Raw genomic sequence first — 17,048 nt, forward strand, 5'->3', positions numbered from 1 at the left:
TCGATGCCTATCAACATCACCATGCCTGCCCTCTCGCCAACCATGGAAGAGGGTAACCTTGCCAAGTGGCTGGTCAAGGAAGGCGACAAGATCAAGTCCGGTGACGTGATCGCCGAGATTGAGACCGACAAGGCGACGATGGAAGTCGAAGCCGTCGATGAAGGTACGGTTGCCAAGATCCTCGTTCCTGCCGGGACAGAAGGCGTCAAGGTCAATGCGCTGATCGCGGTTCTGGCCGGCGAAGGCGAGGATGTTGCAGCGGCTGCTTCTGGCGCTGGTGCGGCTCCGGCCGCTGCGCCGAAGACTGAAGCTGCTCCGGTTGCTGCCGCTCCCGCGGCAACGCCTGCTCCGTTGGCCTCAGTCGCTCCTGCCGTGGCGTCGGCTCCGGCAGCGACGGATGGTCATCGCACCTTCGCATCGCCGCTCGCCCGTCGTCTCGCCAAGGACGCCGGCATTGATCTGACCGCGCTCGTCGGCTCCGGCCCGCATGGACGGGTGATCAAGAAGGACATCGAAGCCGCTGCTGCTGGCGGCGGCGTTGCCAAGGCCGCTCCGGCTGCCCAGCCTGCGGCTGCCCCGGCACCCGCTTTGGCAAAGGGCCAGTCGGAAGACGCCGTTCTCAAGCTGTTCGAGCCCGGTTCCTACGAACTCGTGCCGCATGACGGCATGCGCAAGACCATTGCCAAGCGCCTGCAGGAATCCAAGCAGACCATCCCGCATTTCTACGTCACCGTCGATTGCGAGCTGGATGCATTGCTGGCGCTGCGCACGCAGCTCAACGATGCCGCTCCGAAGTCGAAGGACGGTGTGCCGGCCTACAAGCTCTCCGTCAACGACATGGTCATCAAGGCCCTGGCCCTGGCTCTGCGCGACGTGCCGGACGCGAACGTCTCCTGGACCGACAGCAACATGGTCAAGCATAAGCATGCCGATGTCGGCGTTGCCGTTTCCATCCCGGGCGGCCTGATCACGCCGATCATTCGCAGCGCCGAGCTGAAGACCCTGTCTGCCATCTCCAACGAGATGAAGGACTATGGCAAGCGCGCCAAGGAGCGCAAGCTGAAGCCCGAGGAATATCAGGGCGGTACGACCGCCGTGTCCAACATGGGCATGATGGGCGTCAAGAATTTCGCCGCCGTCGTCAATCCGCCGCATGCGACCATCCTCGCCGTCGGTGCGGGTGAGCAGCGGGTGATTGTCAGGAAGGGCGAAATGGTCGTTGCCACCGTGATGAGCGTCACGCTGTCGACCGACCATCGCGCCGTTGACGGTGCGCTTGGCGCCGAACTCCTGGGCGCCTTCAAGGGCTACATCGAAAACCCGATGGGGATGCTCGTCTGAGCCTTGTCGTCATACGGAGGCATGAATGACCAAGACCGTTCTGTGTTATGGCGACTCGCTCACATGGGGCTATAACGCCGAAACGATCGGTCGTCATGCCTTCGAAGATCGGTGGCCGAGCGTGCTGCAAAAGGCGCTCGGCGATCAGGCCCGCGTCATCCCGGAAGGGCTGAACGGCCGCACGACGGCTTTCGATGATCACCTTGCCGATTGCGACCGCAATGGCGCAAGGGTGCTGCCGACGATCCTGCAGACGCATGCGCCGCTCGATCTCGTCATCATCATGCTCGGCACCAACGACATGAAGCCGGTCGTTGCTGGTCCCGCTTTCGCGGCGATGCAGGGTGTGCGGCGGTTGATCCAGCTCGTGCGCAATCATACATGGGGTTTCGATCATGAAGTCCCCGATATTCTGATCGTCGCGCCGCCTGTCATATCCGAAACGGCCAATGCGGCTTTCGCCTCGAGTTTCCTTGGCGGGGTCGAGGAGTCGGGCAAGTTGGCGACGCTCTATCGCGATCTTGCGGACGAGGAAGGTTGCGGCTTTTTCGATGGCGCTTCGGTTGCCGTCACCACGCCGCTCGACGGCGTGCATCTCGATGCCGAAAACACCCGGGCGCTCGGTCGTGGCCTGGAGTCGATCGCTCGCATGATGCTGGGTATCTAACAATTCAAGGCAGGCTGACGCTTTACCGGCCGCCATCAAAAAGGCAGGAAACACATGGCTGAGAATTACGACGTCATCATCATCGGCTCTGGTCCGGGCGGCTACGTCGCCGCCGTGCGCGCCGGCCAGCTTGGCCTGAAGACGGCGATCGTCGAGCGCGAGCACCTGGGCGGCATCTGCCTCAACTGGGGTTGCATCCCGACCAAGGCGCTGCTGCGCTCGGCCGAAATTCTTGACCATTCCAACCACCTGAAGGACTACGGCCTCGTCCTCGAGGGCAAGGTGAGCGCAGATGTGAAGGCGGTTGTTGCCCGCTCGCGCGGCGTTTCAGCCCGCCTCAACTCCGGCATCGGCTATTTGATGAAGAAGAACAAGGTCGACGTGATCTGGGGCGAAGCCAAGATCACCAAGCCCGGCGAGATCATCGTCGGCAAGTCGACCAAGCCCGTTGTCGAGCCGCAGCATCCGCTGCCGAAGAACGTCAAGGGCGAAGGCACCTACACCGCCAAGCACATTATCGTCGCCACCGGCGCCCGTCCGCGCGCTCTGCCGGGCATTGAGCCGGACGGCAAGCTGATCTGGACCTATTTCGAAGCGCTGAAGCCTGATTTCCTGCCGAAGTCGCTGTTGGTCATGGGCTCGGGCGCCATCGGCATCGAGTTTGCGAGCTTCTATCGCTCCATGGGTGTCGACGTCACCGTTGTCGAGGTCATGCCGACCATCATGCCGGTCGAAGACGCCGAAATCTCTGGCATCGCCCGCAAGCAGCTCGAAAAGCGTGGCCTGAAGATCATCACCAAGGCCAAGGTCACCAAGGTCGAGAAGGCTGCTAACAGCATCACGGCTCACGTCGAGACCGAAGACGGCAAGGTGCAGCAGATTGTTGCCGACCGCATGATCTCCGCCGTTGGTGTACAGGGCAATATCGAGAATCTCGGCCTTGAAACGCTCGGCGTGAAGACCGATCGCGGCTGCGTCGTCATCGACGGCTACGGCAAAACCAATGTAGCGGGTATCTACGCAATCGGCGACGTTGCAGGCCCACCGATGCTGGCGCACAAGGCCGAGCATGAAGGTGTTGTCTGCATCGAGAAGATCGCCGGCCTGCCGAACGTGCATCCGACCGACAAGAGCAAGGTTCCAGGCTGCACCTATTGCAATCCGCAGGTCGCCTCTGTCGGCCTGACGGAAGCCAAGGCCAAAGAGCAGGGCCGCGAAATTCGCGTCGGCCGCTTCTCCTTCGCCGCCAACGGTAAGGCGATCGCGCTCGGCGAAGATCAGGGCATGGTCAAGGTCATCTTTGACAAGAAGACCGGTGAGCTGCTCGGCGCCCACATGGTCGGCGCCGAAGTCACCGAACTGATCCAGGGCTTTGTCGTCGCCATGAACCTGGAGACGACGGAAGAAGAGCTGATGCACACGATCTTCCCGCATCCGACTGTTTCTGAATCGATGAAGGAAGCCGTGCTGGACGCCTACGGCCGCGTGCTGAACGCTTGATAATTTTCTGACATGCCCTCTATGTTGAGGGTGGAAAATAGCGAAGGAAATCATCATGTCTATCGGCACGGAAGCTTGGGTCGTCTTTCTTTTGATCGGTCTGGTGGCGGGGTTTCTCGCCAGCCTGATCGTCGGCGGCGGCGGTGGTTTGATCGGTTGCCTGGTCAGCGGCGTGATCGGTGCTTTCGTTGGCGGGTTCCTGTTCAATTGGTTCGGGATCTCGCTGGGAATTGAGAGCGCGCTGGTGGTTGAGATCATTCACGCGACCGTGGGTGCGATTGTCGTGGTGGTGCTGGCGAGATTGATCGCCTAGAGCCTGATTCAGAAAGTGCGAAGCGGCTTTCTGAATCATGCTTGAAGAAGCGATTGGCGTGAGGATTCGATGGTAAGTGTAGGCTGGTTGGGTTTGATCATCATCGGCGGTCTCGCGGGTTGGCTCGCGGGCAAGCTGATGGAGGTGCGCTATGGCATCATCCTCAATATCGTCCTTGGTATCGCCGGCTCGGTGGTCGCGGCAGCCATTCTCGCGGGGCTGCATGTCGAAGTGCCGGGCGGAAGGTTTGGTTTTTTCGTCACCGGTTTCATTGGTGCATGCATTCTGATATTTCTCGCCAAATTCGCCCGGCGATGAATGGGCCGCGGACAAGCGGCGGAAAGTAGACGTTTCATGGTCACGATTCTCGACAGGATCAATTCAGACGCAAAGCGCGTGAGGCATCCGGAAAAGGCAAATCGGCCGGACACGGAAGTTCTGCGCAAGCCCGACTGGATCCGCGTCAAGGCACCGACATCGAAGGGCTATGCCGAAACGCGCTCTATCGTGAAGGAGCACAAGCTCGTCACGGTCTGCGAGGAGGCCGGCTGCCCGAATATCGGCGAGTGCTGGGAAAAGAAGCACGCCACCTTCATGATCATGGGCGAGATCTGTACGCGCGCCTGCGCCTTCTGCAATGTCTCGACCGGCAAGCCGAATGCGCTCGATATGGCCGAGCCCGAAAATGTTGCCAAGGCCGTCAAGGAAATGGGCCTCAGTCACGTCGTCATCACCTCCGTCGACCGTGACGATCTGGCCGACGGCGGTGCCGAGCACTTCGAAAAGGTGATCTGGGCGATCCGCGCTGCTTCACCGATGACGACGATTGAAATCCTGACGCCCGACTTCCTGAAGAAGCCGGGCGCGCTGGAGCGCGTCGTGGCCGCCAAGCCCGACGTTTTCAATCACAATATGGAAACCGTGCCTGGCAACTACCTGACGGTACGTCCCGGTGCACGTTATTTCCATTCGGTCCGGCTTCTGCAGCGGGTCAAGGAGCTCGATCCGACCATGTTCACCAAGTCCGGCATCATGGTCGGCCTCGGCGAAGAGCGCAATGAAGTCCTGCAACTGATGGATGATCTACGCACCGCCGACGTCGACTTCCTGACCATCGGCCAGTATCTGCAGCCGACCCGGAAGCATCATCAGGTTATGAGCTTCGTCACCCCGGAAGAATTCAAGTCCTACGAGACGGTTGCCTATACCAAGGGCTTCCTGATGGTCGCCTCCAGCCCGCTGACGCGCTCGTCCCACCACGCCGGTGACGATTTTGCGCGTCTACGGGCAGCTCGTGAGAAGAAGGTTCTGCTCGCCGCCGAATAAGCTTTTACACGCTCTTGCCTTTTCAACGAACCGCGGCGATCTTGCCGCGGTTTTCGTTTGTGCCGTCATCAGATCATCATCTATGCGGTCTACAGGACGCGTCCCGCCGCTTGTTGCCGGTATTGGGCCAGTCAAGATTCAATGTGGAGTTGGACCGTGGAGCAGATCGTCGCGCCGCAAGCGCCACCTTATGTTGTTGATATCGAGACTGCGGCGTCCATCCTCAAGAACGCTGAGCGCGTCCTCGTCATCGGCTGCTCCGGCACCGGCAAAAGCACGCTGGCTCAAGCGATCGCAAAGCTGCGTGGGCTGACTTACGTGTCGATGGACCGTGATATTTTCTGGCTGCCCGCATGGAAGCATCGGCCGCGCGAGGAAGCCATCGCGCTGATCGAGCAAGCGGTTGCCGGACCGCGCTGGATCATGGATGGCAACAGCCCCGGTACGCTACCTTTACGCCTGCCACGCACCGATATCGTGCTATGGCGGCGCCCGCCGCGACGTGTCGCTCTATCCGGTGTTGTCCAGCGCTGGCTGCGCTTCAGAGGCAAGACACGGCCAGAGATGGCGGTAGGCTGTCCAGAGCGGCTGACCATGACTTTCCTTCGCTACATCTGGAATTTCGAAAGGGAAGAGGTTCCGCAATTCACGCAAATGCTCGCGCTTCATGGACGGCATGTGCCAGTCGTGACGCTGAGAACCTATCGCGACGGCGATGAATTGCTAACGCGCCTTCGGTCGAGAATCTGAGTGGGGAGATTGCGATGGATCAGATGGCGATGCCTATCTTGCGCAGTGAAGTCAACAGCTTGGAGCTTGCAGCCGATCTTATTCGGGGAGCCGATCGTATTCTCGTCATCGGCTGCTCCGGTGGTGGCAAGTCGACCTTGTCGCAGAGGATCGGCGAGCGGTTCGGCCTTTCCTATGTCTCGCTGGATCGAGATGTCCGCTGGCTTCCCGGCTGGGCTGAGCGCGACGAAATCGAGCGGAAACGTATCATCGTGGAGAAGGTCCAGGAAGAGCGTTGGATCATGGATGGTACGAATACCACGACGTTTGACCTGCGCCTGCCACGGACGCATTTCGTCATCTGGGTGCGTATGCCTCGGCTGCTCTGCCTATGGGGAGCTGTGTCCAGATGGTTCAAATGGATAGGGCGGACTCGCCCGGAAATGGCGCCAGGTTGCCCCGAAAAGATCGAGTGGCAATTTCTGCGTTTCATATGGACGTTTGAGCAAGTCTATTCGCCCAGGATCATTGCCTGTCTCGCCGAGCACGGCCGGGACATCCCTGTCCTTCAATTGACGAGCCGCCGGCAGATGCGCGAGCTTCTTGGCCTTCTCGACTGACTGAAGCCGGACTTCACAGCGATACAATCAGCTGGTTTTGAGAGGTGAAATGTGAAGGAATTGAACAGTATAGCCGAAGCCGCCATCCGCCTTAAGGCTACCGATCGCATCCTCGTCATGGGCTGCTCAGGCGGTGGAAAGACGACCCTTTCGCAAAAGATCTGCGCGCAGTTGGATCTGCCCTACGCCTCGATGGATCGCGAGTTTTTCTGGCTGCCGGGCTGGGTAAAGAGAGACAAGGCGGAGGAACGTGCTCTGATCGCGGCAAAGGTTGCCGAGGAGCGCTGGCTGATTGATGGAACCGCGCCGTCAAGCTTTGATCTGAGATTGCCGCGCACAGAGCTTGTTCTTTGGGTACAGATGCCGCGCTGGTTGTGCATGTGGGGCGCTCTGTCGCGAGCGGTGCGATGGTTGGGACGGTCTCGCCCGGACATGGCACCGGGTTGCCGCGAGCGCATCGATGGGGAATTCCTGCGCTATATCTGGGATTGGGAGCGCAAAATTGCGCCCAAGGTGCTGGCCGGCCTCGCACAGCACGGCCCCGATGTCCCAGTTTTACAGCTAAAATCCCGCGGCGAAATGCGTCAGCTTCTTGATCTTCTTGCCCGTCCTGCTTAATTGCGGCCCATGCCAAAGTTTGAAACGCACCGCCCCGTTCCGCACACACCTGATCAGATGTTCGACCTCGTCGCCGATGTCGAGCGCTATCCCGAATTCCTGCCGCTTTGCGACGGGCTGGTGATCCGCAATCGCAAGGAGCGCGACGGCAAGGTCCTGCTGGTGGCTGACATGACCGTCGGCTACAAGGCGATCCGCGAGACCTTCACGACGCAGGTGCTGCTCAACAAGGCGGAGCGGGCGATCGATGTGAAATATATCGACGGGCCGTTCAAATATCTCGACAATCGCTGGCGCTTTCAGCCGGCTGAAAATGGCAGTGTCATTGATTTCTTCATCGATTATGAGTTCAAGAGCCGCATTCTCGGTGCGCTGATGGGCTCGATGTTCGATCGCGCCTTTCGCATGTTCACGGATGCCTTCGAGACGCGGGCTGGCAAGATCTACGCCTGATCGAGCGCAATTAGCATTTCCAGCGCAGTCCGCACCGTAGCAAGACGAACCTTGTCGCGGCCAATATCACCGTAACGCATCTCGCGACGGATGAGGCCGCCCGTGCGCGTCTTGGCGGCGAGGTGGACCAGGCCAACCGGTTTGTCCGCCGATCCGCCGCCCGGCCCGGCGATGCCGGTCACGGCAACCGCCAGATCGGCATGCGAGCGGAAGAGGGCGCCATGCACCATCTGCAGGGCAATTTCCTTCGATACAGCGCCGAATTGCACGAGCGCCTGTTCCTGAACGCCAAGCATCTCCATCTTCGCCGTGTTCGTATAGGTGACGAAGCCGCGATCGACCACCGCCGACGAGCCTGGAATGTCCGTCAGCGCGCCGGCAATCAGCCCGCCGGTGCAGGATTCCGCCGTGGTGATCATAAGGCCCTTGGCAGCGAAATCGCTGATGATGTCGCGCGCAAGTGCCAGAATATCATCCGGGAAATGGCTCATGGCTTACCGCCGCGATAGACGACCGTTGCCGTGGCGATGGCTGCAATGCCCTCGCGGCGGCCGACGAAACCGATCTGTTCGTTGGTGGTCGCCTTCACCGAGCAGCGCTCGAGGCTGATTCCCAAAAATTCCGAGAGCTTGGCGCGCATTGCGTCGCGGTGCGGACCGACCTTCGGCGCTTCCGCGATCAGGGAGACATCGGCATTCATGATCGTGCCGCCGTGGTCGCGGACGATCTTTGCAGCATGCTCGATGAAGATGCGCGATGGTGCGCCCCTCCACTGCGGATCGGAAGGCGGGAAGTGATCGCCGATATCGCCGGCGCCGCAGGTGGCGAGCAGGGCGTCGGTCAGCGCGTGTAAGGCAACATCGGCATCGGAATGGCCCTTGAGCGTCTGGTCGTGCGGAATGAAGACGCCGCAGAGCGTCACGCCATCACCCGGTTCGAGCTGGTGGACATCATAGCCGTTGCCGGTACGCACGTCCGGCAGCAGGCTGGCGGAAAGCTTTTCATCGGCCATGGCGATATCCCTCTTGATCGTCAGTTTGACATTGTCCGCGCTGCCGGCAACGACCGTGACCGGCAGGCCGGCCCATTCGGCAATCGCCGCATCGTCGGTGAAATCCGTCTTGTTACTGGCAGCCGCCTTTTCGTGTGCCGCCAGAATATCGATGAGCCGGAAGGATTGCGGCGTCTGCGCGGCGTAGAGCCCGGCGCGTGGCACGGTTTCCGTTACCAGCGCGTCGGTGTCCGTCCGCTTCAGCGTATCCGTCACCGGCATGGCCGGCAGCACGGCGGGCGCGTCGGCGGACAGTGCTGCAGCGACGCGGTCGAGCAGGTCGTGATCGAAGAAGGGGCGCACGGCATCGTGGATCATGACGTGGGTGACGCCGGTCTTTTCCAGCTGCCGCAGCCCCGCAAGCACGGATTGCTGACGTGTGGCGCCGCCGAATGCGATCTCGACGCCGGACGAATCGGCAATCGTCTCCAGCGCCGAGCGCAGCAATTTCTCGTCGTCGCGGTGAATGACGATCACGATCTTCGCCGTTTGCGGCCATGTCACGAATTTTTCAAGCGTATGCGCAATAACCGGCCTGCCGCCGATCGCGCGATACTGCTTCGGGCCTTCCTCGGGCGATCCCGCCCGCTCACCGCGCCCGGCAGCAACGATCACGATTCCGATCGACATCGGTTGCGTTGAGTGCATTTGCGTCATAAACCCCCGGGGATGAAAGGCTTCGCTCCAGCATGATCCCCAAAAAAGTGCGAAGCGGTTTTCTGGACAAGATCATGCTAAGAAGATCGCCAAAGCAGCATCTTACTACAGCAGGGTCTATCGCCTCGAATGGGTATTTTCCAGCATTTGCCCAAAAAATATCGGCATTCTCCGAAACCTCTTGGCAAGCCTCTCAAGACTGTCTAAAAATAGTGCAGATGCATGGTGTGCCTGAAAGATAATCATTTGCTTCCGTCCGAGCTTGCAGCCCCGTTTTCCATTGGCCCGGTGCCCATCCGCAATCGCGTGATCCTCGCGCCGATGTCGGGCGTAACCGATTTGCCGTTCCGGCAATTGGCCCTGCGCTATGGGGCCGGCCTGGTCGTGACCGAGATGGTCGCGAGCCGTGAACTGGTGCAGGACACCCCCGAATCCTGGGCGCGTCTGAAGAGTGCGGGGCTGAAACCGCATATGGTGCAACTGGCCGGACGCGAGGCGCACTGGATGGCGGAGGCGGCAAAGATCGCTGCCGACAACGGCGCCGATATCATCGACATCAACATGGGATGTCCCGCCAAGAAGGTGATCGGCGGCTATTCCGGCTCGGCCCTGATGCGCGATCCGGATCACGCGCTGGGCTTGATCGAGGCGACCGTCAAGGCGGTCAATGTCCCCGTGACGCTGAAGATGCGGCTCGGCTGGGACGAAAATTCCATTAATGCGCCGCATATCGCGCGCCGCGCCGAGGAGGCCGGTATCCAGCTGGTGACCATCCACGGTCGCACGCGCATGCAGTTTTACGAGGGCAGGGCGGATTGGGATGCGATCCGCGCCGTGCGTGATGTCATTTCCATCCCGCTCGTTGCCAATGGCGATGTCGACACGCCGGAAGACGCGAGCGAAATACTTCGCCGTTCCGGTGCCGACGCGGTCATGGTCGGACGCGGCTGTCAGGGGCGGCCGTGGCATGCGGGCGTGCTTGCCGGTCATCGCGAGCCGGATCGTAGCGAGATCGCCGACATCGCTCTCGAACATTACCGGATGATGCTGGATTTCTATGGCGAGGCCGTTGGCATTCGCCATGCCCGCAAACATCTCGGCTGGTATCTGGATCGTTACGCTCCCACCATCAATGGTGCTGAAAAGGCAAGAATCATGACTTCGAAAGACAGCCAAGAGGCGGCCGCCTTGTTGCATGCGGCGCTACAGGCCGGGTCCGATCTCGCTCGAAGCCTCCCGGAGGCCGCATGAGCTCGAAATCCAATTCCGGCGGTGCCGAGCATACGGGTGGCGCCGTGGCCATGGCGGTTCTCAACGCGATCCAGAATCCGGTCGTCATGGTCAACGAGGCCGGCCTGATCGCCTTTGCCAATTGGGAGGCCGAGGCATTCTTCGGCGCCAGCGCCTCGCATCTGGCACGCTACGAGATTTCCGCCTTCATTCCCTTCGGGAGCCCGCTGCTGGCGCTGATCGATCAGGTGCGCGAACGCCGTGCGCCGGTCAATGAATATCGTGTCGATCTGAGCTCGCCGCGTCTCGGCCAGGACAAGCTCGTGGATATCTACGTCGCGCCCGTTTCGAGCGAGCCAGGTTCCGTGGTGGTCGTCTTTCAGGAACGCTCCATGGCCGACAAGATCGACCGGCAGCTGACGCATCGCGCCGCCGCCCGCTCGGTGACCGGTCTTGCCTCGATGCTGGCGCATGAGATCAAGAACCCGCTCTCCGGCATTCGCGGCGCTGCCCAGTTGCTGGAGCAGTCGGTGGAGGATGACGATCGCGCGCTGACGCGGCTGATCTGCGACGAAACCGACCGTATAGTCTCGCTGGTCGACCGCATGGAGGTCTTTTCCGACGAGCGTCCGATTGATCGTGTCCCGGTCAACATCCATTCCGTGCTCGATCATGTGAAGGCTGTTGCCAAGGCTGGCTTTGCACGCAACATCAAGTTCAGCGAAAACTACGACCCATCCTTGCCGGCGGTTTATGCCAACAGGGATCAGCTCGTACAGATCTTCCTCAATCTGGTGAAGAATGCCGCCGAGGCCATCGGTGATAAGCCGGATGGCGAGATCATGCTGACGACCGCCTATCGCCCGGGTATCCGCCTTTCCGTCGCCGGCACGCGCGAGAAAATCTCGCTGCCGCTCGAATTCTGCGTGATCGACAACGGCCCGGGCGTACCGACCGATCTCCTGCCGCACCTCTTCGACCCGTTCATCACCACGAAGACGAACGGAACCGGTCTTGGCCTGGCGCTTGTGGCCAAGATCATCGGTGACCATGGCGGCATCGTCGAATGCGACAGTCAGAACCATCGCACCACTTTCCGGGTTCTGATGCCGGCCTCCAAAGGCATCACACTTGAAGACGCCCCCTTTCCGAACTCTACAGGGACTACTCGATGACAGCCACGATCCTTGTCGCCGACGACGATGCAGCCATCCGTACCGTGCTTAATCAGGCCTTGAGCCGCGCCGGTTACGATGTGCGTATCACATCCAACGCAGCCACGCTCTGGCGTTGGGTCTCCGCCGGCGAAGGCGACCTCGTTGTAACCGACGTTGTCATGCCGGATGAAAACGCCTTCGACCTTCTGCCGCGCATCAAGAAGGCGCGGCCGGAACTGCCTGTCCTGGTCATGAGTGCGCAAAACACCTTCATGACGGCGATCAAGGCCTCGGAGAAGGGCGCCTACGACTATCTGCCGAAGCCGTTCGACCTGACGGAGCTGATCGCCATCATCGGTCGAGCGCTGTCGGAGCCGAAGCGCAAGCCCGCCAAGCTCGATGACGATATGCAGGACGGCATGCCGCTGGTCGGCCGCTCGGCCGCCATGCAGGAAATCTACCGTGTGCTGGCTCGTCTGATGCAGACCGACCTGACGTTGATGATCACCGGCGAATCCGGCACCGGCAAGGAGCTTGTCGCCCGCGCGCTGCACGATTACGGCAAGCGCCGCAACGGCCCCTTCGTTGCCATCAACATGGCCGCGATCCCGCGCGACCTGATCGAATCGGAATTGTTCGGCCACGAGAAGGGCGCCTTTACCGGTGCGCAGACGCGCTCGACCGGCCGCTTCGAGCAGGCCGAGGGCGGCACGCTGTTCCTCGACGAAATCGGCGACATGCCGATGGATGCCCAGACACGTCTCCTGCGCGTGCTGCAGCAAGGCGAATATACGACGGTCGGCGGTCGCACGCCGATCCGCACCGACGTTCGCATCGTTGCCGCCACCAACAAGGATCTGAAGCAGGCGATCAATCAGGGCCTCTTCCGCGAGGATCTCTATTACCGCCTCAACGTCGTGCCGCTGCGCCTGCCGCCGCTGCGCGACCGCGCCGAGGATATCCCCGATCTCGTTCGCCATTTTATCACCCAGGCGGAAAAGGAAGGGCTCGGCTCCAAGCGGTTCGACCAGGAAGCGCTGGAATTGATGAAGGCCTATCCATGGCCGGGCAACGTGCGCGAGCTCGAAAACCTCATCCGTCGCCTGATGGCGCTTTATCCGCAGGATGTCATCACCCGCGAAATCATCGATTCGGAACTGCGCGCCGACGTACCGGATAGCCCTATCGAGAAGGGACCGGTGCGGACCGGCACCATGACGATCGCGCAGGCTGTCGAGGAGAATATGCGCAGTTATTTCTCCAGCTTCGGCGACAATTTGCCTCCGCCCGGTCTTTATGATCGCGTGCTGACCGAAATGGAGTACCCGCTGATCCTTGCGGCGCTGACCGCCACGCGCGGCAATCAGATCAAGGCTGCGGACCTGCTTGGCCTTAATCGCAATACGCTGCGCAAAAAGATCAGAGAACTGGGTGTTTCCGTCTATCGGAGCTCCCGCACGGCTTGACAATGTGATCAGATGCGTTGCATTTTCGCCACAATGCGTTGCTTAAAGGTCACGCAGCCGGTTCGCGGTTTTTGCGGTAGCGATTCATCGGCAAGACTCCTGCGCAAGTAGAATTTGTTCAGAAGTTTCAGGCTGTTGTATCGATAATTTTAAGCAGGGGTTTCGCGTTGATGCGAAACCGGGCGGCAATGCCGCCCTTGCCTGCTGCGCTCTGCCGCTGAAACAGTGCTGATTGCAATTAGGCCAAGGCGCCGACCGTCGCCTGTGCCTGGAGATATTGGGAATGAAGCAGGACGCGGTGTCGGCGGCGGCGAGCGACGAGGCGGTTGTCAAGGTGACGGACCGTCGTGCGTCCTTCGCTCTTCCTGGCCTGATCCTGGCCGGTGGCGCATTGTCGTGCGCGATTGCCACGCTTCTGGTACTTCTGGGCCTGACGCCCATTGCCCCCACATCCTCGGTCGTCTTTACCTCCGTCGTGATCAACGGCCTGTTCGTTCTGGGCCTGATTGCCCTGATCGGGCGCGAGGTCGCGCGTCTCGTCAAGGCGCGCAGCCGAGGCCGTGCCGCAGCACGCCTGCATATCCGCATTGTCGTTCTCTTTTCCATCGTCGCGATCACGCCCGCGATCCTCGTGGCCATCGTCGCCAGCCTGACGCTGAATGTCGGCCTCGACCGCTGGTTCGCTTTGCGCACGCAGCAGATCATCAGCTCCTCGCAAAACGTCGCGCAGGCCTATCTGATGGAGAATGCCAGCTATCTTCAGGGCCAGACCGTGTCCATGGCGAACGATCTGGAACGCAACCGCTCGCTCTACAGCCTCGATCGCACCGGTTTCGCCGATCTGATGACCAGGCAGGCCAAGGGCCGCGGCCTGCTCGGCGCCTTCCTGGTACGCCGCGACGGTACGGCGATCGTCCAGGCCGATGTCAAGACAGAGCGTCCGCTGCCGGCAATCCCCAAGGATGCGCTCGACGCCTCGGCCGATGGCCAGCCGACGCTTATCCCTCCCGGCGTTACCAACCTCGTCGGCGCGATCATCAAGCTCGACGATCTTCCCGGTGCCTTCCTCTATACGGTCCGCGCCGTCGATCCGCGCGTCATGAACGCTATGCGGATGGTCGAGGATAACACGGCCGAATACAAGGCGATGGAACAGGGGCGCATGTCCCTGCAGATCGCCTTTGCCGTACTTTACATCGGTTTCGCCCTGATCGTGCTTCTGGCGGCAATCTGGACCGCAATCGCGGTGGCTGACCGTATCGTTCGACCGATCCGGCTGCTGATCAGCGCTGCCGACAATGTCGCCTCCGGCAACATGAACGTACTGGTGCCGGTGCGCGCCGCTGATGGCGACGTCGGCAGCCTGTCGCGCACCTTCAACAAGATGATCTCCGAGATCCGTACCCAGCGCGACGAGATCCTCGAAGCCAAGGACGAGGTGGATGACCGCCGCCGCTTCATCGAAGCGGTGCTTTCCGGCGTGACCGCTGCCGTCATCGGCGTTGAGCATGATCGGCGGATCACCATCGCCAATACGTCGGCCGAAGAGCTTCTGTCCCTGAAGAGCGACGAACTTGTCGGCAAGAACCTCGCCGAGATTGCCCCGGAGGTCGAGCAGGTCGTGACCGAGGCCACCTCGCGGCATCGCAATGATTTCCGCAAGCAGATCAGTCTGGTGCGCGGCGGCACGGTACGGACGCTCAGCGTGCAGGTGACGCGCGAGGAAACGCGCGATACGAACGAATCCTACGTCATCACCCTCGACGACATCACCGATCTCGTCATCGCCCAGCGTTCGACCGCCTGGGCCGACGTCGCCCGCCGTATCGCCCATGAGATCAAGAACCCGCTGACGCCGATCCAGTTATCTGCCGAGCGCATCCGTCGTCGTTTTGGCAAGAATATCGCCGAGGCTGATCGCCCCGTTTTCGATCAATGCACCGACACGATCATCCGGCAGGTCGGCGATATCGGCCGGATGGTCGATGAATTCTCGTCCTTTGCCCGCATGCCGAAGCCGACCATGGAGCCGAGCGATCTGCGCGATATCCTGCGCGACGCCGTGTTCCTGCGCGAAATGGGCAACAGCCATGTCAAGTTCGAGCGCGAACTCGGAGAAGAGCGGCTGGAGGGCATGTTCGACACGCGCATGCTCGGCCAGGCCTTCGGCAATCTCATTAAGAATGCTGTCGAAGCGATCGATGGTGTGCCGAGCGACGAGGCCCGCGAGGAGCCGAAAATCCTCGTGCGCGCGTCGCTGGATACCGAACGCGACCGCTTCACGGTCGATGTCGTCGACAACGGTCGTGGCCTGCCGGTCGAGAACCGGCACAGCATTCTCGAACCCTATATGACGATGCGCGAGAAGGGCACTGGCCTTGGGCTCGCGATCGTCAAGAAGATCATTGAAGACCATGGCGGGCAGCTCGAACTGCACGATGCTCCCGCCGATTTCGACCAGGGCAGGGGGGCCATGATCCGCGTGCATCTGCCGCGCCGTGAGCAAGCCATCGTCGCCCAGACAGCAAGTGACAAGGAAAGCGTTTATGGCATCTGATATTCTCGTGGTGGACGACGAGGAAGACATTCGCGAAATCGTTTCGGGAATTCTTTCGGATGAGGGGCATGAGACCCGCACCGCCCATGACAGCGACAGCGCGCTCGCGGCGATCTCCGATCGGGCGCCGAGGCTGATCTTTCTCGACATCTGGATGCAGGGCAGCAAGCTCGATGGGCTCGCGCTGCTGGACGAAATCAAGGCGCGCCATCCAGACCTGCCGGTCGTGATGATCTCCGGTCACGGCAACGTCGAAACCGCCGTCTCCGCCATCAAGCGTGGTGCCTTCGATTTCATCGAGAAGCCGTTCAAGGCCGACCGACTGATCCTGATTGCGGAGCGCGCTTTGGAGAATTCCAAGCTGAAGCGCGAGGTTTCGGAGCTGAAGCGCCGCACCGGCGATGCCATCGAGCTGATCGGCACTTCGGTCGCCGTCTCGCAGCTTCGCCAGACCATCGACAAGGTCTCCCCGACCAACAGCCGCGTGATGATTTTCGGCCCCTCCGGCTCCGGCAAGGAGCTTGTGGCGCGCATGATCCACAAGAAGTCGGCGCGCGCCAATGGGCCTTTCGTTGCCTTGAATGCCGCGACGATCACGCCCGAGCGGATGGAAGTCGCCCTGTTCGGCACCGAGGGGTCGCCCGGTCAGCCGCGCAAGATCGGTGCACTGGAAGAGTCGCATCGCGGCATCCTCTATCTCGATGAAGTCGGTGAAATGCCGCGCGAGACGCAGAACAAGATCCTGCGCGTGCTGGTGGATCAGCAGTTCGAGCGCGTCGGCGGATCGAAGCGGGTCAAGGTCGATGTCCGCATCATCTCGTCCACCGCCTACAATCTCGAGAGCCGGATTGCCGAAAGCCTGTTCCGCGAGGATCTCTATCATCGGCTCGCCGTGGTGCCCGTACGGGTGCCGGCGCTTGCCGAGCGGCGCGAGGACATTCCTTTCCTCGTCGACCAGTTGATGCGGCAGATTTCAGAGCAGGCCGGCATTCGTTCTCGCCGGATCGGCGACGATGCCATGGCGGTGCTGCAGGCGCATGATTGGCCCGGCAATATCCGCCAGCTGCGCAACAACATCGAGCGGCTGATGATTCTCGCGCGCACCGATGGCCCGGACACACCGATCACGGCGGAAATGCTGCCGACCGATCTCGGCGACATGCTCCCGAAGGTCTCCGCCAAGAACGACTATCACATCATGACGTTGCCGCTGCGCGAAGCCCGCGAAATGTTCGAGCGCGACTATCTGATCGCGCAGATCAACCGTTTCGGCGGCAATATCTCGCGCACAGCGGAGTTCGTGGGCATGGAGCGCTCGGCGCTGCATCGCAAGCTGAAGTCGCTCGGTGTCTGATGCGGTTCG

Annotated in this window: 17 protein-coding genes; 15 read left to right on the forward strand and 2 right to left on the reverse strand. The window is 61.0% G+C overall.

Features of this window, described 5'->3' with window-relative positions:
* The first annotated feature begins 3 nt into the window (after positions 1-3).
* From AC1RO0_RS00825 to AC1RO0_RS00870, 10 genes are all read left to right on the forward strand, one after another.
* Positions 4-1,341, forward strand: coding sequence for a pyruvate dehydrogenase complex dihydrolipoamide acetyltransferase (locus AC1RO0_RS00825; protein ID WP_498591090.1), 1,338 nt, complete (start codon positions 4-6; stop codon positions 1,339-1,341).
* Between the two features lie 25 nt (positions 1,342-1,366).
* Complete coding sequence (locus AC1RO0_RS00830) at positions 1,367-2,008, forward strand: SGNH/GDSL hydrolase family protein (RefSeq protein WP_153365699.1); 642 nt, start codon at positions 1,367-1,369, stop codon at positions 2,006-2,008.
* A 54-nt stretch (positions 2,009-2,062) separates the two neighbouring features.
* A complete protein-coding gene (gene lpdA / locus AC1RO0_RS00835) occupies positions 2,063-3,508 on the forward strand; it encodes a dihydrolipoyl dehydrogenase (protein WP_498591091.1) in 1,446 nt (481 codons plus the stop codon).
* Positions 3,509-3,563: 55 nt separating this feature from the next.
* Entirely contained in the window at positions 3,564-3,821 is a 258-nt protein-coding gene (locus AC1RO0_RS00840) for a GlsB/YeaQ/YmgE family stress response membrane protein (RefSeq protein WP_498591092.1), read from the forward strand.
* A 69-nt stretch (positions 3,822-3,890) separates the two neighbouring features.
* Positions 3,891-4,139: a GlsB/YeaQ/YmgE family stress response membrane protein gene (locus AC1RO0_RS00845; RefSeq protein ID WP_498591093.1), complete on the forward strand. Its 249-nt coding sequence runs from the start codon at positions 3,891-3,893 to the stop codon at positions 4,137-4,139.
* 36 nt (positions 4,140-4,175) lie between these two features.
* A complete protein-coding gene (gene lipA, locus AC1RO0_RS00850; RefSeq protein WP_498591094.1) occupies positions 4,176-5,147 on the forward strand; it encodes a lipoyl synthase in 972 nt (323 codons plus the stop codon).
* Positions 5,148-5,303: 156 nt separating this feature from the next.
* Positions 5,304-5,897 carry a P-loop NTPase family protein gene (locus tag AC1RO0_RS00855; protein WP_498591095.1) on the forward strand — a complete coding sequence of 198 codons (594 nt, stop codon included), beginning with the start codon at positions 5,304-5,306 and terminating at the stop codon, positions 5,895-5,897.
* Between the two features lie 14 nt (positions 5,898-5,911).
* Complete coding sequence (locus AC1RO0_RS00860; protein ID WP_498591096.1) at positions 5,912-6,496, forward strand: P-loop NTPase family protein; 585 nt, start codon at positions 5,912-5,914, stop codon at positions 6,494-6,496.
* 51 nt (positions 6,497-6,547) lie between these two features.
* A complete protein-coding gene (locus tag AC1RO0_RS00865; RefSeq protein ID WP_498591097.1) occupies positions 6,548-7,114 on the forward strand; it encodes a P-loop NTPase family protein in 567 nt (188 codons plus the stop codon).
* Positions 7,115-7,123: 9 nt separating this feature from the next.
* Complete coding sequence (locus AC1RO0_RS00870; RefSeq protein WP_498591098.1) at positions 7,124-7,567, forward strand: type II toxin-antitoxin system RatA family toxin; 444 nt, start codon at positions 7,124-7,126, stop codon at positions 7,565-7,567.
* Here the strand turns inward: AC1RO0_RS00870 and AC1RO0_RS00875 are convergent.
* A complete protein-coding gene (locus AC1RO0_RS00875; RefSeq protein WP_498591099.1) occupies positions 7,558-8,058 on the reverse strand; it encodes a CinA family protein in 501 nt (166 codons plus the stop codon). The two genes, AC1RO0_RS00870 and AC1RO0_RS00875, sit on opposite strands and share 10 nt — an antisense overlap.
* Positions 8,055-9,275 carry a bifunctional 2-C-methyl-D-erythritol 4-phosphate cytidylyltransferase/2-C-methyl-D-erythritol 2,4-cyclodiphosphate synthase gene (locus tag AC1RO0_RS00880; RefSeq protein ID WP_498591100.1) on the reverse strand — a complete coding sequence of 407 codons (1,221 nt, stop codon included), beginning with the start codon at positions 9,273-9,275 and terminating at the stop codon, positions 8,055-8,057. Before AC1RO0_RS00880 ends, AC1RO0_RS00875 begins: the two co-directional genes overlap by 4 nt.
* 222 nt (positions 9,276-9,497) lie before the next feature.
* On the opposite strand from AC1RO0_RS00880, the gene dusB reads away from it, so the two are divergent.
* The 5 genes from dusB (at position 9,498) to ntrX (ending at position 17,039) form a co-directional block, all read left to right on the forward strand.
* Positions 9,498-10,526, forward strand: a complete 1,029-nt coding sequence (gene dusB, locus AC1RO0_RS00885; protein WP_498591101.1) for a tRNA dihydrouridine synthase DusB — start codon at positions 9,498-9,500, stop codon at positions 10,524-10,526.
* On the forward strand, positions 10,523-11,680 hold the full coding sequence (locus AC1RO0_RS00890) for a two-component system sensor histidine kinase NtrB (RefSeq protein ID WP_498591102.1): 1,158 nt from the start codon (positions 10,523-10,525) through the stop codon (positions 11,678-11,680). The genes dusB and AC1RO0_RS00890 overlap by 4 nt, the downstream gene beginning before the upstream one ends.
* On the forward strand, positions 11,677-13,128 hold the full coding sequence (ntrC, locus tag AC1RO0_RS00895) for a nitrogen regulation protein NR(I) (protein WP_007693477.1): 1,452 nt from the start codon (positions 11,677-11,679) through the stop codon (positions 13,126-13,128). The genes AC1RO0_RS00890 and ntrC overlap by 4 nt, the downstream gene beginning before the upstream one ends.
* Positions 13,129-13,411: 283 nt before the next feature.
* Positions 13,412-15,685, forward strand: a complete 2,274-nt coding sequence (locus AC1RO0_RS00900; RefSeq protein ID WP_498591103.1) for a sensor histidine kinase NtrY-like — start codon at positions 13,412-13,414, stop codon at positions 15,683-15,685.
* Positions 15,675-17,039, forward strand: coding sequence for a nitrogen assimilation response regulator NtrX (ntrX, locus tag AC1RO0_RS00905; protein ID WP_007693479.1), 1,365 nt, complete (start codon positions 15,675-15,677; stop codon positions 17,037-17,039). Before AC1RO0_RS00900 ends, ntrX begins: the two co-directional genes overlap by 11 nt.
* Positions 17,040-17,048: the final 9 nt, after the last annotated feature.

It is taken from the genome of Rhizobium sp. GW821-FHT14E12, assembly GCF_058803745.1.

Bases quoted from the DNA above. Each gene is read 5' to 3' on its own strand.
- AC1RO0_RS00825 (WP_498591090.1), top strand. From the start codon at position 4: ATGCCTATCAACATCACCATGCCTGCCCTCTCGCCAACCATGGAAGAG.
- AC1RO0_RS00830 (WP_153365699.1), top strand. From the start codon at position 1,367: ATGACCAAGACCGTTCTGTGTTATGGCGACTCGCTCACATGGGGCTAT.
- lpdA (WP_498591091.1), top strand. From the start codon at position 2,063: ATGGCTGAGAATTACGACGTCATCATCATCGGCTCTGGTCCGGGCGGC.
- AC1RO0_RS00840 (WP_498591092.1), top strand. From the start codon at position 3,564: ATGTCTATCGGCACGGAAGCTTGGGTCGTCTTTCTTTTGATCGGTCTG.
- AC1RO0_RS00845 (WP_498591093.1), top strand. From the start codon at position 3,891: ATGGTAAGTGTAGGCTGGTTGGGTTTGATCATCATCGGCGGTCTCGCG.
- lipA (WP_498591094.1), top strand. From the start codon at position 4,176: ATGGTCACGATTCTCGACAGGATCAATTCAGACGCAAAGCGCGTGAGG.
- AC1RO0_RS00860 (WP_498591096.1), top strand. From the start codon at position 5,912: ATGGATCAGATGGCGATGCCTATCTTGCGCAGTGAAGTCAACAGCTTG.
- AC1RO0_RS00870 (WP_498591098.1), top strand. From the start codon at position 7,124: ATGCCAAAGTTTGAAACGCACCGCCCCGTTCCGCACACACCTGATCAG.
- AC1RO0_RS00875 (WP_498591099.1), bottom strand. From the start codon at position 8,058: ATGAGCCATTTCCCGGATGATATTCTGGCACTTGCGCGCGACATCATC.
- AC1RO0_RS00880 (WP_498591100.1), bottom strand. From the start codon at position 9,275: ATGACGCAAATGCACTCAACGCAACCGATGTCGATCGGAATCGTGATC.
- dusB (WP_498591101.1), top strand. From the start codon at position 9,498: ATGGTGTGCCTGAAAGATAATCATTTGCTTCCGTCCGAGCTTGCAGCC.
- AC1RO0_RS00890 (WP_498591102.1), top strand. From the start codon at position 10,523: ATGAGCTCGAAATCCAATTCCGGCGGTGCCGAGCATACGGGTGGCGCC.
- ntrC (WP_007693477.1), top strand. From the start codon at position 11,677: ATGACAGCCACGATCCTTGTCGCCGACGACGATGCAGCCATCCGTACC.
- AC1RO0_RS00900 (WP_498591103.1), top strand. From the start codon at position 13,412: ATGAAGCAGGACGCGGTGTCGGCGGCGGCGAGCGACGAGGCGGTTGTC.
- ntrX (WP_007693479.1), top strand. From the start codon at position 15,675: ATGGCATCTGATATTCTCGTGGTGGACGACGAGGAAGACATTCGCGAA.